The 12,378-nt window shown below is 58.9% G+C and carries 17 protein-coding genes; 11 read left to right on the top strand and 6 right to left on the bottom strand.

Annotated features, from left to right (window positions below; all coding sequences use genetic code 11):
* Window positions 1-102: 102 nt before the first annotated feature.
* A complete protein-coding gene (locus tag ACIGFL_RS20675; RefSeq protein ID WP_397498401.1) occupies window positions 103-483 on the bottom strand; it encodes a hypothetical protein in 381 nt (126 codons plus the stop codon).
* Between ACIGFL_RS20675 and ACIGFL_RS20670 the strand changes: the two genes are divergently transcribed.
* From ACIGFL_RS20670 to ACIGFL_RS20655, 4 genes are all read left to right on the top strand, one after another.
* Window positions 482-610, top strand: a complete 129-nt coding sequence (locus ACIGFL_RS20670) for a hypothetical protein (protein ID WP_397498400.1) — start codon at window positions 482-484, stop codon at window positions 608-610. The two genes, ACIGFL_RS20675 and ACIGFL_RS20670, sit on opposite strands and share 2 nt — an antisense overlap.
* Before the next feature lie 135 nt (window positions 611-745).
* On the top strand, window positions 746-2,197 hold the full coding sequence (locus tag ACIGFL_RS20665; RefSeq protein ID WP_397498399.1) for a hypothetical protein: 1,452 nt from the start codon (window positions 746-748) through the stop codon (window positions 2,195-2,197).
* Window positions 2,198-2,205: 8 nt separating this feature from the next.
* Window positions 2,206-2,481 carry a hypothetical protein gene (locus ACIGFL_RS20660; protein WP_397498398.1) on the top strand — a complete coding sequence of 92 codons (276 nt, stop codon included), beginning with the start codon at window positions 2,206-2,208 and terminating at the stop codon, window positions 2,479-2,481.
* A gap of 3 nt (window positions 2,482-2,484) precedes the next feature.
* Window positions 2,485-3,741: a zonular occludens toxin domain-containing protein gene (locus ACIGFL_RS20655; RefSeq protein WP_397498397.1), complete on the top strand. Its 1,257-nt coding sequence runs from the start codon at window positions 2,485-2,487 to the stop codon at window positions 3,739-3,741.
* 345 nt (window positions 3,742-4,086) lie between these two features.
* On the opposite strand, the gene ACIGFL_RS20650 is transcribed toward ACIGFL_RS20655, so the two are convergent.
* The 3 genes from ACIGFL_RS20650 to ACIGFL_RS20640 form a co-directional block, all read right to left on the bottom strand.
* Window positions 4,087-4,674, bottom strand: a complete 588-nt coding sequence (locus ACIGFL_RS20650; protein WP_397498407.1) for a hypothetical protein — start codon at window positions 4,672-4,674, stop codon at window positions 4,087-4,089.
* A gap of 412 nt (window positions 4,675-5,086) precedes the next feature.
* Window positions 5,087-5,287: a hypothetical protein gene (locus tag ACIGFL_RS20645; RefSeq protein WP_397498406.1), complete on the bottom strand. Its 201-nt coding sequence runs from the start codon at window positions 5,285-5,287 to the stop codon at window positions 5,087-5,089.
* Entirely contained in the window at window positions 5,287-5,466 is a 180-nt protein-coding gene (locus tag ACIGFL_RS20640) for a hypothetical protein (protein ID WP_397498405.1), read from the bottom strand. Before ACIGFL_RS20640 ends, ACIGFL_RS20645 begins: the two co-directional genes overlap by 1 nt.
* Window positions 5,467-5,589: 123 nt before the next feature.
* Here ACIGFL_RS20640 and ACIGFL_RS20635 point away from each other — a divergent pair, with 123 nt between their 5' ends.
* The 3 genes from ACIGFL_RS20635 to ACIGFL_RS20625 all read left to right on the top strand — a co-directional run bounded on the left by ACIGFL_RS20635 (window position 5,590) and on the right by ACIGFL_RS20625 (window position 7,491).
* The gene (locus tag ACIGFL_RS20635) at window positions 5,590-6,720 is read left to right on the top strand and encodes a phage/plasmid replication protein (RefSeq protein WP_397498404.1); all 1,131 of its coding nucleotides are present in this window, start codon (window positions 5,590-5,592) and stop codon (window positions 6,718-6,720) included.
* 97 nt (window positions 6,721-6,817) lie between these two features.
* Window positions 6,818-7,123 carry a hypothetical protein gene (locus ACIGFL_RS20630; RefSeq protein ID WP_397498403.1) on the top strand — a complete coding sequence of 102 codons (306 nt, stop codon included), beginning with the start codon at window positions 6,818-6,820 and terminating at the stop codon, window positions 7,121-7,123.
* Window positions 7,120-7,491 (top strand): hypothetical protein, encoded by a 372-nt coding sequence (locus ACIGFL_RS20625; protein WP_397498402.1) that lies wholly within the window; start codon window positions 7,120-7,122, stop codon window positions 7,489-7,491. The genes ACIGFL_RS20630 and ACIGFL_RS20625 overlap by 4 nt, the downstream gene beginning before the upstream one ends.
* 118 nt (window positions 7,492-7,609) lie before the next feature.
* On the opposite strand, the gene ACIGFL_RS20620 is transcribed toward ACIGFL_RS20625, so the two are convergent.
* Window positions 7,610-7,990 carry a hypothetical protein gene (locus ACIGFL_RS20620; RefSeq protein WP_397498401.1) on the bottom strand — a complete coding sequence of 127 codons (381 nt, stop codon included), beginning with the start codon at window positions 7,988-7,990 and terminating at the stop codon, window positions 7,610-7,612.
* On the opposite strand from ACIGFL_RS20620, the gene ACIGFL_RS20615 reads away from it, so the two are divergent.
* From ACIGFL_RS20615 to ACIGFL_RS20600, 4 genes are all read left to right on the top strand, one after another.
* Entirely contained in the window at window positions 7,989-8,117 is a 129-nt protein-coding gene (locus ACIGFL_RS20615; protein WP_397498400.1) for a hypothetical protein, read from the top strand. The genes ACIGFL_RS20620 and ACIGFL_RS20615 overlap by 2 nt on opposite strands.
* A 135-nt stretch (window positions 8,118-8,252) precedes the next feature.
* Complete coding sequence (locus ACIGFL_RS20610) at window positions 8,253-9,704, top strand: hypothetical protein (protein WP_397498399.1); 1,452 nt, start codon at window positions 8,253-8,255, stop codon at window positions 9,702-9,704.
* 8 nt (window positions 9,705-9,712) lie between these two features.
* Window positions 9,713-9,988: a hypothetical protein gene (locus ACIGFL_RS20605; RefSeq protein WP_397498398.1), complete on the top strand. Its 276-nt coding sequence runs from the start codon at window positions 9,713-9,715 to the stop codon at window positions 9,986-9,988.
* A gap of 3 nt (window positions 9,989-9,991) precedes the next feature.
* Window positions 9,992-11,248: a zonular occludens toxin domain-containing protein gene (locus ACIGFL_RS20600; protein WP_397498397.1), complete on the top strand. Its 1,257-nt coding sequence runs from the start codon at window positions 9,992-9,994 to the stop codon at window positions 11,246-11,248.
* 335 nt (window positions 11,249-11,583) lie between these two features.
* On the opposite strand, the gene ACIGFL_RS20595 is transcribed toward ACIGFL_RS20600, so the two are convergent.
* Complete coding sequence (locus tag ACIGFL_RS20595) at window positions 11,584-11,856, bottom strand: CopG family ribbon-helix-helix protein (RefSeq protein WP_012018603.1); 273 nt, start codon at window positions 11,854-11,856, stop codon at window positions 11,584-11,586.
* Between the last annotated feature and the right edge of the window lie 522 nt (window positions 11,857-12,378).

Here is a 12,378-nt window from a genome sequence, read left to right as displayed (position 1 = left end):
TGTTCCGTTATCTCTCGATGTTCGCCGTGGGTCTGGTCTCCGGCTACGTGTGGGCCTTCGCTGATTTCGCCCTGGCGGCTGCCCTATGACGTTCCGTCCTCGCTACTTCGTTGCGTTGCTCTGGCACTGGTCCATCCCGTTCCTGATCGGCGCTATTACCTCGTGGCTCATCTGGTCTTGGCAGGTTGTCGAGCTTATTCCGCTGCTCGATGAATCCTTCACCAGCGCTATACGCGAGGCCTGCAAATGAGTTCCGGCGTCCTCCGCTGTGACGGTTCGGTAACCGTCGCCGGGGATGGCGCTCCCTTGTGTTCTGGTGTCTGGGAATTGGTCCCGGTGCCTGAGCCGTTCAGCCTTGAACACCTCGACCCCGCCATGTTGGCGGCCGCGTTCTCGGCTGGATTCGTGATCCTGGGTACCTGCTGGTTTGCCGGCAAGTGCTTCAGGGTTCTTCTCTCGATGATCAAGTGAGGTTTCAAACATGGAAGCAATCGTTACCGCTGTATCCGTTACCGACGTCGTCACTGGCATCGGTGGCATCGCTGCTGTCATCGCCCTGGCTCTGGTCGCCCGCATGGGCGCTCGCAAGCTGCTGGGCATGATCAAGTAACGGCGCCCCTGGGCACCACGGGGGCTTTTGCCCCCGTTTTCATTTGAGGGCTTCGCTATGGATCAAGTCTGGTACCTGACCCTGTTCATCTTCGGCGGCGGGGCTGCCTTCCTTGCGTTTCAGGGGTGGTGATCCATGTTCAGGTTTTTATCGTCAATCCTGTTCCTGTTGGTCTCCGGTGTCGCGTCTGCCGCTTCTTGGTACACCGAAACATACCCGAGCACGCCAAAGTCCTCCCCCGACGCGGCCTGCTCCTATCTTTTCAATAATTCCCCTTATCGATCAGGCGGTTATACGCTTGTTCCGGAAAATGACTATTTCCGCTGTCGCTTCAAGTTTTCGACGTTCCCTGGCGGCCCCCTTTACGACAAGAACGATAAGACCTATACGCCAGCTCCCCCGGCTTGTCCTGACGGTATCGACCCGCTGACCGGCGAATGCATTGCTCCCCCTGCGCCCGGTGGAGAGCAGTGCGGCGTCAGCGACACCACTGGCCTTCCGAAAATCATCAACGCGACAGGCGATTGTGTGGAGTTCGAGACCGCCGATAAGCCTTCCCAGTGCGCGCATTTCGCTCAGGAGACTCGATTCACTACTACGTACGTCAACTTCGACGGTGACGGCAATCCGATTCCGCCGCCTCCGGTCATAGAACAGGGCTGTGTTGCCACCGTTCTTGATGTGACCAACTGCAAGGCCCCGGCGACTCGCGCAACTGGCACTATCACTCTTGGCCCGCCGGCCCAGCGCTGTCGCGTTGCGGTCAACTTTTCCGGCGAGGTCGCTGAGGGTGATTCTCCGCAATTCAACACTTCGCCCACTGTTCCGGACGTCTGCGCTCCCGGTGACGACTGCGCTCTCCCGGATGAGCCTGTCATCACGGAAAGCGAGCCGTGCAGCTACTACGCGGACGGTGAGGGCATGGTGTCTTGCAGCTCCCTGGACTACCGAGGCGTCCCTGGCGAGTCGACCGATTGCGGTAGCGTCAACGGTGAGTGGCAGTGCATCACCGCCAAAAAGCCTACTTCCACTGGCGCCAAAATCGACACGACTGTGCAGACAAAGGCGAACCCGGACGGAACTACCACCGTAACGAAAACAGACGTCCGCACCGATGTGAACTGTACCGGCGTCAACGCCTGCCAGTCAGTCACGACAAAAACGACAAACGTGACCATCAAGGACGGCAACGGCAACACGGTCTCCAGTAGCACCGATTGCACTGGTGCCAAATGCGGCACCGGCAAGTCAGGGGACGGTGACGGCGACGGGGAGGGGACTTGCATCGTTGACTGCGATGAAGATGAGGGCGGCGAGGTGGCCGGTCCTGAGCTCGATGACGTTCCAGGCTATGGCGAATCGGTTGAAAACTTCGTTTCGGCTGTCGAGGGCTCTCCGATCATGACCGCCATCAGCGGCATCGGCGTAAGCGGTAGCGGCTCCTGCAACATGGGCAGCACCAGCACCGCGATTGGGACTATATCCCTGGATTACATCTGTCAGAACTCTAACTGGCTCAACGATCTTTACTACGTCTTCCTCGCGGTCTGGGCACTCGCTGCCGTCCGCGTCCTGATGAGCGCATAGGTGACGACATGGCCGAAATGATCAACAAGGTGTTGGAGTGGCTGAAAGACTTCTTCGCGTGGCTGTTCCAGACGATATGGGCGCAAATTCTTGAGGGGTTGGCGGCTGTCATCGCTGCTATCCCGGTGCCTGATTTCGTCTATCAGGCGCAATCGGCGTTCGGCTCGCTGTCGGGCAACGTGTTGTTCTTCGCGCAGAAATTCGCGTTTGGTGAAGGGGTCGCAATGGTTCTCGCGGCCTACGGTATCCGCTTTTTGATCCGCCGCATTCCGCTGATCGGGTGACCTATGGCTATCGATGCATACACTGGCAACCCGCGCAGTGGCAAAAGCTACAGCGTGGTAAAAAACGTGATCCTTCCTAGCCTCCGGGAAGGTCGGCACGTCTACACGAATATTCCGATGACGCAGAAGGCGCACGACGAGTTTCCCGGTCAGATTCACCAGCTGGCTAAGGACTGGTTTAGTTCGCCCGATCTGGCTGACCTGTTTCCGGCCGGCGCGGTTGTTGCGCTGGACGAACTCTGGCGCCGCTGGCCGTCCGGCATGAAAGCCAACGTGTTTCCGTTCAAGGATAAGGAGTTTCTCGCAGAACACGGCCATAACGTGGATGAGAACGGCAACACGACGCGCGTGGTGCTGGTTACTCAGGATTTGGCGGATATCGCTGCCTTCGCTCGGGGCAAGGTCGATAAGACCTATCGCAGCCAGAAGCTCGATGCTGTGGGCGCTGACAACCGGTTTCGAGTCGATATCTATGAGGGTTGTGTAACCGGGCAGAAGCCGCCGAAGTCGCAGTTTATTCGTTCGATCTTCGATAAATACGACCCTGCTTACTACGCCTACTACTCGTCTTCGACCAAGAGCAAAACGGGCGACGTTGGCAATGAAAAGCGGGCCGACAAGCGTGCCAACGTCTGGCGGTCGCCCTGGTTGATAGCCTCGTTTGTCGCGCCTGTGCTGCTGATTCCTTTGCTGCTCTGGTGGCTGGTGGGCTTCTTCACGTCTGGCTTTGGTCTGGTCGAAGAGGGGGCCGAGCAATCGGCTCCGGCACCTGCGATTGTCGGTAACGTGAACCCGCCGCCGCCTGGCTCCAGCTCCTCGCCTGCTCAGGCAGTATCGGTGCCTGTCGAGGTCGTTCCGGCCGGCCCGGTCGATTCGATCATCTGGCGTGTCGCCGGCTACATCCGCCGCGGCGAAAAGGGTGATGCTGGTCAGGCTGGTTGGTCTTCGGTTGGTGGCTACAACGGCGTTCAGGCCGAGGGCAAGCGCGGTACGATGCCCGATCTGGTGATTCTGCACTCTGAGATTCACGGCCTGCGCTACGTGGTCTCGACTGAGTGCGAGGCGTTCCCTGATGGCGTGAATTGGCATTGCCAGGTGGACGGCATGCGGGCCACGCCCTGGAGCGGTCGGGGTGATTCCACGCACTGGGCAAGCGACTCCCGCAAGCTTGTTGGCCGAACTGCTACTGTCGCGAGCGGAGCGACCGACAGCAGCAGTTCCGGCCAACAACTGACGAACCCAGCTCCACACCAGCTTTGATCGCCCAAAAGCTCCCAGGGCGACCCACTCCCGCACAACCAAGGCTTCGCATAATATCCGTGACGTTACGTTTAATCGCGTCGGGACAATGCTGGTAAGCTCCCGGCGCGATTGAATGTAACGTCCATTATGCGATGCCAGTCCTCGACCTTCCTGAATATCTGTTACGTAACGCACGCCTCTACGCTCCAGGTCGTGACGATCTGGGCGCTGTCGCGCATGTGCTTGAGGACTATGGCCGGCTTGTCGGTGATGTTCGCCAGCTGCGCCGCCGGTTAGCGCAGATGGACGAGGAGGGCGCCGCCCTGGACGCCCGAGTATCAGCCCTGCAGGACGCCTGCCGGGCTATTTTGGAGCTTTGACCCTGTACAGATGCCCCATCGCCCCTGCCTGATCTGCCAACGCTATATTGGCCTCTGCGGCGGTATCGTATTTCGCGACCGTTCGCCACTGCCCCTTCGGCGACTGACGCTGAATCGCCCATTCTCTGATATCTACTGGCGGGTCGTCCCTGTGGCGTTTCTTGCGTGGATTACTGAGCTGCGCTTTGACGATGGCCAGCTCGTTGCCCATTGCGTCGGCGCGGGCCTCGGCCAGCTCTACGCGCTTCATCAGCTCATTATCGTTACGTTGCGCTAACTCTTCTGCCACTACCTGCCTGGCTCGCTCAGCTGCTCTTGCCAGCTTCTTCCATCGCTCTACTTCGGCCTCTGCTTTTTTGCAGCGCTCGCCTAGCTCCTGGGCAATCGCTACCACTTCTTCATAGGGCGCCTTGTGGCTGTCCGGTTTTTCGTTACGTTGCGCTTTTTGGCGCTCGCGGTAGAGGCGTTGACGCTCGGCATTGCTGAGTGCCTGCCCGGTAGCTGGACGGCCGCGCCCGCGCTTCGGCTCCAGGGGGAGGGATTGGGTTTGCTTGTCCAGGTGGTCGATCATGATCTCAGCTCCAGTGCGTTTCGCTATGGAGTAATTATAGTTACGTAACGATAAATAGGCTATCGTTACGTAACGATAATTCGACCGCTCGTCGGAATATCTGTTACGCCATTCCGTAACGTCAATTCGCGCGCCTCGCTCGCCTGGTCAAGTGCCGCCGCACCGGCTCGGCGGGCAGCGCTTCACCGCCCGCAGAACGGAGCGCCGGGCGAAGCGAACACTTGAACTTCCCTCGACCAGGAACAGCCTCTGCTCGTGAGTAGGGAGGGCGCTTTTCCCTCCCTGCTCCCGAGCCCTCGGCGGCGAGAGCGGGTTGTAGGGCAGCGCCCTACGACGTTTGCGGCACCCCTGGCGACGCCGGCTGAGGGGTGGGGGTGCTGTAACACCCCCACTTTGCCCCGGAATCCCGGGGTTATTTCATCTCGCACTTGCTTTCCAGCCCCGACAGAAGCATTTGATTCAGGGCCTCTTTCTCATCGGGATTTTTTGCCTTTCCTGCCACCAGCTGGATCAGCATTCCTGCCTTCCTGCATTCCTGCTCGGACGGGAATAGACCGATCTCCAGGGGCGCCATATCGCCCCCTGTTGCCCACAGCAGCAGGGCCCATTTCATCAGTCCTTCCCCTTGACCAGTCGCTGAAAGTCGTCCTCGTTGATCTCCTCCAGACCCTTGAGGATCAGCCAACGCAGCATCTGCGTTTCTTTCACTGATCGCTTGGTTGCGATGGTCGCTTTCACGGCTGCCTGCTCCACCTTCCGCCAGGTTTCGTCGTCGATGTGCTTGGTCGGCACTGCCAGTCTCCCGTCAATTTTCTGGTATCGGATTTTAGGCTTATTTTCTAAGGCCCTTGACAATGAGATTCTCAGAAACTAATTTCCGCTCGGAATCTAATTTCTTAGAAGTTGAGAAACGGAATGTTCTTCGATTGGATCAAGGCCTTTCAGGACTATGACTACGACCTCCCTCAGGTCGGCGATGTCATTACCCGACGCTTTGACGCTGAGACTGAGGCCCTCCTTTCGACGTCCGTTCCCGCCTTTTTCGCCGAAGGGAGCTACTGCACCACGTTTCGCATTCATGTTTGCGGCCGCCGAATCACAGTCGACGGCAACCCGTCCCGGATCAACCGCCTGGATAACGTGTTCGGCATCGACAGCCTCGACGGCTGTTTCCGCGTCATCAACGCGCTGCTTGCTGAGTATGGATTGCCGCCGCTGACACGATGCACCAGCGTCCAGCGTTTGCAGGACGGTTCGGCCATTGCCAATGGCGCCGTTCTCCAGCGCCTCGACCTGACCTCGAATTTCTACGTAGGGCAGGGCAACGAAAGGGCGTATATGCGCGCCATTTCCAGCCAGCGCTACCGCAACTCGATTGCGTATCTCTACCCGGACGGCAATACCTGCGTCTGGACTCCCAAGGGCGGCGAGAAGGCCGGCCGCTTGGTCTACCCGGGCAACTACGCGAAAGCCGCCGAGCTCGATGCTCACCTCTTGCCCAAGGTGAAGCGCTCTTACGGCGAAGACTCTGACGAATACCGGTACGTCCGGGACCTGCGCGACTGGTGCGCCTCTGTCGGCATGGTGCGCTCCGAAATCAAGTGTCGATCAGAGTTCTTGAAACGGGAGGGCCTCAGCTTCTGGGGCCTCTTTGACGAAACCAAGCTAGTGGAAATCCACAAGGGGTTCCTCATGGTCGGCAACCGATTGGAAGTGACCAACTACGACGAACTGACCATCGCGCAACAGCTGGTTGCCGAAGGCATCTGCAAAAACACCAAAGCGGCTTACACCACGTCGCAGTACGTGTCGCTCTGGCGCGCCGGCCAGACTTTCGACTTTAACAAGTCGGCTGTTCAGGAGCATCGCGCCCGGCTTCGTCGGCTGAATATCGACATCAAGGTGCCCTACGACCAGACCCGCCATGGGACGGTGTTCACGTTCACCCGCAACGTGCGCGAGGTTGAGGTCACCTTCGACCATCAGGTTCCTGCGTTTTACCGCCATGCGGTCGTGCCGCGCCATCTGCAACTGGTGGCCGCATGAGCGACATAACAGAAGTCCTGTTCGCCTTGTCTGTGGCCATTTTGTTGCTCGCCTGTGTTTCCGGCTTCACTTGGCTACTCGCCCCGCTGGTGCCCGCATGAAACGTGTATCCCATCAGGGAATGAGCCTTTCCGCCAGCCAGCGCCGCCGCCTGGAGCTTGAGCGCGCCATGCGTCCTGGTAACTACGCCGAGCCCGACTGGCCGGCCCTGCGCGAGCGCTTTCCGGTGCTCGTAGGCCCTCCAGCCCCGCGCCCCAAGCTCACCGCCCAGCAGGACGATAGCGCTTACTGGTCGATGGTCGATTCGTTCGAGAAATACGGTCGCCTCGTCACCGAGGAGTCCTTTACCGGCGCCCCGTTCTGTGGTGACCGATCCACTACGCAAGAGGAAAACCCCCAATGAAAATTCTGCGCGGCTTCGTCAAAGGTGTCGTCACCAAGGGCAGCGAGCAAAAGCCCTGGGCGCTCGTTGGTATCGAGTCCATCAGCCAGGATCGCGACGGTTTCGATCAGGTCCACCTGCACAAATTCATGGTCGCCGGCCAGCAGTTCAAGGACGGTCTCCATAACGCCTATCGCGCCCTGGAAGGCTCCGAGGTCTACGCGCCTTTCTCCGACGAAATCGACGAATACAACGGCAAGTCCCGTATTCGTTACAGCCTCGCCGGCATCCCGCTGCGCCTCCAGGAAGTTGCCCGCGAGCGACCTGCTGCTGTAGCTCCGTCCGCTCCCCAGCAGCAGGCCAAGCCTGCCGCCGCAGCGGCCAGCTAAGGGGAGGGCGCCGCCATGTTCCGTTATCTCTCGATGTTCGCCGTGGGTCTGGTCTCCGGCTACGTGTGGGCCTTCGCTGATTTCGCCCTGGCGGCTGCCCTATGACGTTCCGTCCTCGCTACTTCGTTGCGTTGCTCTGGCACTGGTCCATCCCGTTCCTGATCGGCGCTATTACCTCGTGGCTCATCTGGTCTTGGCAGGTTGTCGAGCTTATTCCGCTGCTCGATGAATCCTTCACCAGCGCTATACGCGAGGCCTGCAAATGAGTTCCGGCGTCCTCCGCTGTGACGGTTCGGTAACCGTCGCCGGGGATGGCGCTCCCTTGTGTTCTGGTGTCTGGGAATTGGTCCCGGTGCCTGAGCCGTTCAGCCTTGAACACCTCGACCCCGCCATGTTGGCGGCCGCGTTCTCGGCTGGATTCGTGATCCTGGGTACCTGCTGGTTTGCCGGCAAGTGCTTCAGGGTTCTTCTCTCGATGATCAAGTGAGGTTTCAAACATGGAAGCAATCGTTACCGCTGTATCCGTTACCGACGTCGTCACTGGCATCGGTGGCATCGCTGCTGTCATCGCCCTGGCTCTGGTCGCCCGCATGGGCGCTCGCAAGCTGCTGGGCATGATCAAGTAACGGCGCCCCTGGGCACCACGGGGGCTTTTGCCCCCGTTTTCATTTGAGGGCTTCGCTATGGATCAAGTCTGGTACCTGACCCTGTTCATCTTCGGCGGCGGGGCTGCCTTCCTTGCGTTTCAGGGGTGGTGATCCATGTTCAGGTTTTTATCGTCAATCCTGTTCCTGTTGGTCTCCGGTGTCGCGTCTGCCGCTTCTTGGTACACCGAAACATACCCGAGCACGCCAAAGTCCTCCCCCGACGCGGCCTGCTCCTATCTTTTCAATAATTCCCCTTATCGATCAGGCGGTTATACGCTTGTTCCGGAAAATGACTATTTCCGCTGTCGCTTCAAGTTTTCGACGTTCCCTGGCGGCCCCCTTTACGACAAGAACGATAAGACCTATACGCCAGCTCCCCCGGCTTGTCCTGACGGTATCGACCCGCTGACCGGCGAATGCATTGCTCCCCCTGCGCCCGGTGGAGAGCAGTGCGGCGTCAGCGACACCACTGGCCTTCCGAAAATCATCAACGCGACAGGCGATTGTGTGGAGTTCGAGACCGCCGATAAGCCTTCCCAGTGCGCGCATTTCGCTCAGGAGACTCGATTCACTACTACGTACGTCAACTTCGACGGTGACGGCAATCCGATTCCGCCGCCTCCGGTCATAGAACAGGGCTGTGTTGCCACCGTTCTTGATGTGACCAACTGCAAGGCCCCGGCGACTCGCGCAACTGGCACTATCACTCTTGGCCCGCCGGCCCAGCGCTGTCGCGTTGCGGTCAACTTTTCCGGCGAGGTCGCTGAGGGTGATTCTCCGCAATTCAACACTTCGCCCACTGTTCCGGACGTCTGCGCTCCCGGTGACGACTGCGCTCTCCCGGATGAGCCTGTCATCACGGAAAGCGAGCCGTGCAGCTACTACGCGGACGGTGAGGGCATGGTGTCTTGCAGCTCCCTGGACTACCGAGGCGTCCCTGGCGAGTCGACCGATTGCGGTAGCGTCAACGGTGAGTGGCAGTGCATCACCGCCAAAAAGCCTACTTCCACTGGCGCCAAAATCGACACGACTGTGCAGACAAAGGCGAACCCGGACGGAACTACCACCGTAACGAAAACAGACGTCCGCACCGATGTGAACTGTACCGGCGTCAACGCCTGCCAGTCAGTCACGACAAAAACGACAAACGTGACCATCAAGGACGGCAACGGCAACACGGTCTCCAGTAGCACCGATTGCACTGGTGCCAAATGCGGCACCGGCAAGTCAGGGGACGGTGACGGCGACGGGGAGGGGACTTGCATCGTTGACTGCGATGAAGATGAGGGCGGCGAGGTGGCCGGTCCTGAGCTCGATGACGTTCCAGGCTATGGCGAATCGGTTGAAAACTTCGTTTCGGCTGTCGAGGGCTCTCCGATCATGACCGCCATCAGCGGCATCGGCGTAAGCGGTAGCGGCTCCTGCAACATGGGCAGCACCAGCACCGCGATTGGGACTATATCCCTGGATTACATCTGTCAGAACTCTAACTGGCTCAACGATCTTTACTACGTCTTCCTCGCGGTCTGGGCACTCGCTGCCGTCCGCGTCCTGATGAGCGCATAGGTGACGACATGGCCGAAATGATCAACAAGGTGTTGGAGTGGCTGAAAGACTTCTTCGCGTGGCTGTTCCAGACGATATGGGCGCAAATTCTTGAGGGGTTGGCGGCTGTCATCGCTGCTATCCCGGTGCCTGATTTCGTCTATCAGGCGCAATCGGCGTTCGGCTCGCTGTCGGGCAACGTGTTGTTCTTCGCGCAGAAATTCGCGTTTGGTGAAGGGGTCGCAATGGTTCTCGCGGCCTACGGTATCCGCTTTTTGATCCGCCGCATTCCGCTGATCGGGTGACCTATGGCTATCGATGCATACACTGGCAACCCGCGCAGTGGCAAAAGCTACAGCGTGGTAAAAAACGTGATCCTTCCTAGCCTCCGGGAAGGTCGGCACGTCTACACGAATATTCCGATGACGCAGAAGGCGCACGACGAGTTTCCCGGTCAGATTCACCAGCTGGCTAAGGACTGGTTTAGTTCGCCCGATCTGGCTGACCTGTTTCCGGCCGGCGCGGTTGTTGCGCTGGACGAACTCTGGCGCCGCTGGCCGTCCGGCATGAAAGCCAACGTGTTTCCGTTCAAGGATAAGGAGTTTCTCGCAGAACACGGCCATAACGTGGATGAGAACGGCAACACGACGCGCGTGGTGCTGGTTACTCAGGATTTGGCGGATATCGCTGCCTTCGCTCGGGGCAAGGTCGATAAGACCTATCGCAGCCAGAAGCTCGATGCTGTGGGCGCTGACAACCGGTTTCGAGTCGATATCTATGAGGGTTGTGTAACCGGGCAGAAGCCGCCGAAGTCGCAGTTTATTCGTTCGATCTTCGATAAATACGACCCTGCTTACTACGCCTACTACTCGTCTTCGACCAAGAGCAAAACGGGCGACGTTGGCAATGAAAAGCGGGCCGACAAGCGTGCCAACGTCTGGCGGTCGCCCTGGTTGATAGCCTCGTTTGTCGCGCCTGTGCTGCTGATTCCTTTGCTGCTCTGGTGGCTGGTGGGCTTCTTCACGTCTGGCTTTGGTCTGGTCGAAGAGGGGGCCGAGCAATCGGCTCCGGCACCTGCGATTGTCGGTAACGTGAACCCGCCGCCGCCTGGCTCCAGCTCCTCGCCTGCTCAGGCAGTATCGGTGCCTGTCGAGGTCGTTCCGGCCGGCCCGGTCGATTCGATCATCTGGCGTGTCGCCGGCTACATCCGCCGCGGCGAAAAGGGTGATGCTGGTCAGGCTGGTTGGTCTTCGGTTGGTGGCTACAACGGCGTTCAGGCCGAGGGCAAGCGCGGTACGATGCCCGATCTGGTGATTCTGCACTCTGAGATTCACGGCCTGCGCTACGTGGTCTCGACTGAGTGCGAGGCGTTCCCTGATGGCGTGAATTGGCATTGCCAGGTGGACGGCATGCGGGCCACGCCCTGGAGCGGTCGGGGTGATTCCACGCACTGGGCAAGCGACTCCCGCAAGCTTGTTGGCCGAACTGCTACTGTCGCGAGCGGAGCGACCGACAGCAGCAGTTCCGGCCAACAACTGACGAACCCAGCTCCACACCAGCTTTGATCGCCCAAAAGCTCCCAGGGCGACCCACTCCCGCACAACCAAGGCTTCGCATAATGTATATTATGTTAAATAACGTGCCATTTCAGATATGTGCATGAATGTACCAGCCCCTGTAGTACCCGGAAGTGAAGATCCAAATTTCTGTGTATCAATAATCCAAATCGCGGAATTTCCCCCAGCTTCGGATTTTTACTTCCCTCAGCGCCGGCACTCTGATTTTTTCGTCAGCCTTTCATGCTTGAACTCAATATGACCGAATGCAGTTGGATCACTACTTCCCGTCCTGCGCAAGACGTATTCCCCGTACGCTTACTGGTCACCTACTCAAATGACCTTCAGCGAGGCACCGGCAGCGGTGTATTGCTGCTAAGGCTGTCGGCCCAGGCCTGAACTGCTTGGTGATCGATCACGCGGCCTGCGTCCACATCGGCCAGGGCCGCTCGGGTCAGGCGGCCGCGCTCTTCTTCCTGATCAATCCATGTGGCCAAGGCTTGCTTGAGAATCCAGTCCGTGGAGCGGCCCAGATGTGCGGCCATCTGATCGACTCTCTCAGCTAGCTGTACTGGGACGTGAGCCGTGATAACCCGGGTTTCGATTGGGCAGATCATGATGGGCTACTCCTACGCAACGAAGGGCTGCGGACTGTCGTCCATTATGACTGGCCATTTCGTTACTGCCGAGCCGAAAGCAGTCTCGCCAACCAGATGTCTTTGCCGCCGCCCTTGAATGCAGTATCTAAGTGACACATGCATACAGCAACTGATCGGCTTCTTAGGCAGCGCCGGGCGCTCTAGAACCGGGTTTATAGTCGATTATAGAGTGATTATAGAACATTATAGAATTAGCTTTGGGTGCCTGATTGGGGACGCCCGAAGCAGGCAGCTCCTGCACCTCGCCTAACCACAGATGTTTGACTAGGACCCAAACACCCACTAGGGGCTCGACTTGACGGCTAGCGAGGCCGGTCTTGTGCTAGCGCGCCGAATGGGCGGTGCGAACCCTACGAGCTTGAGAAATCCGGTTAAACGGAGCTACTAGGGAAGGTCTGAAGTAGCCCTGTATTTCCGGTCAACTTCAGCCCTCGCTGCTTTTGAAAGCGGGCCGTCGATCAAAATCGACCAGGTAACCCG

The organism is Pseudomonas sp. NPDC077649 (assembly GCF_044542855.1).
Taxonomy (GTDB): Bacteria; Pseudomonadota; Gammaproteobacteria; order Pseudomonadales; family Pseudomonadaceae; genus Aquipseudomonas.
The sequence above is the reverse complement of the archived record's forward strand: the minus strand, read 5'-3'. Positions and strand labels throughout refer to the sequence as shown.

Bases quoted from the DNA above. Each gene is read 5' to 3' on its own strand.
- ACIGFL_RS20670 (WP_397498400.1), top strand. From the start codon at position 482: ATGGAAGCAATCGTTACCGCTGTATCCGTTACCGACGTCGTCACTGGC.
- ACIGFL_RS20675 (WP_397498401.1), bottom strand. From the start codon at position 483: ATGTTTGAAACCTCACTTGATCATCGAGAGAAGAACCCTGAAGCACTT.
- ACIGFL_RS20665 (WP_397498399.1), top strand. From the start codon at position 746: ATGTTCAGGTTTTTATCGTCAATCCTGTTCCTGTTGGTCTCCGGTGTC.
- ACIGFL_RS20660 (WP_397498398.1), top strand. From the start codon at position 2,206: ATGGCCGAAATGATCAACAAGGTGTTGGAGTGGCTGAAAGACTTCTTC.
- ACIGFL_RS20655 (WP_397498397.1), top strand. From the start codon at position 2,485: ATGGCTATCGATGCATACACTGGCAACCCGCGCAGTGGCAAAAGCTAC.
- ACIGFL_RS20650 (WP_397498407.1), bottom strand. From the start codon at position 4,674: ATGATCGACCACCTGGACAAGCAAACCCAATCCCTCCCCCTGGAGCCG.
- ACIGFL_RS20645 (WP_397498406.1), bottom strand. From the start codon at position 5,287: ATGAAATGGGCCCTGCTGCTGTGGGCAACAGGGGGCGATATGGCGCCC.
- ACIGFL_RS20635 (WP_397498404.1), top strand. From the start codon at position 5,590: ATGTTCTTCGATTGGATCAAGGCCTTTCAGGACTATGACTACGACCTC.
- ACIGFL_RS20630 (WP_397498403.1), top strand. From the start codon at position 6,818: ATGAAACGTGTATCCCATCAGGGAATGAGCCTTTCCGCCAGCCAGCGC.
- ACIGFL_RS20625 (WP_397498402.1), top strand. From the start codon at position 7,120: ATGAAAATTCTGCGCGGCTTCGTCAAAGGTGTCGTCACCAAGGGCAGC.
- ACIGFL_RS20615 (WP_397498400.1), top strand. From the start codon at position 7,989: ATGGAAGCAATCGTTACCGCTGTATCCGTTACCGACGTCGTCACTGGC.
- ACIGFL_RS20620 (WP_397498401.1), bottom strand. From the start codon at position 7,990: ATGTTTGAAACCTCACTTGATCATCGAGAGAAGAACCCTGAAGCACTT.
- ACIGFL_RS20610 (WP_397498399.1), top strand. From the start codon at position 8,253: ATGTTCAGGTTTTTATCGTCAATCCTGTTCCTGTTGGTCTCCGGTGTC.
- ACIGFL_RS20605 (WP_397498398.1), top strand. From the start codon at position 9,713: ATGGCCGAAATGATCAACAAGGTGTTGGAGTGGCTGAAAGACTTCTTC.
- ACIGFL_RS20600 (WP_397498397.1), top strand. From the start codon at position 9,992: ATGGCTATCGATGCATACACTGGCAACCCGCGCAGTGGCAAAAGCTAC.
- ACIGFL_RS20595 (WP_012018603.1), bottom strand. From the start codon at position 11,856: ATGATCTGCCCAATCGAAACCCGGGTTATCACGGCTCACGTCCCAGTA.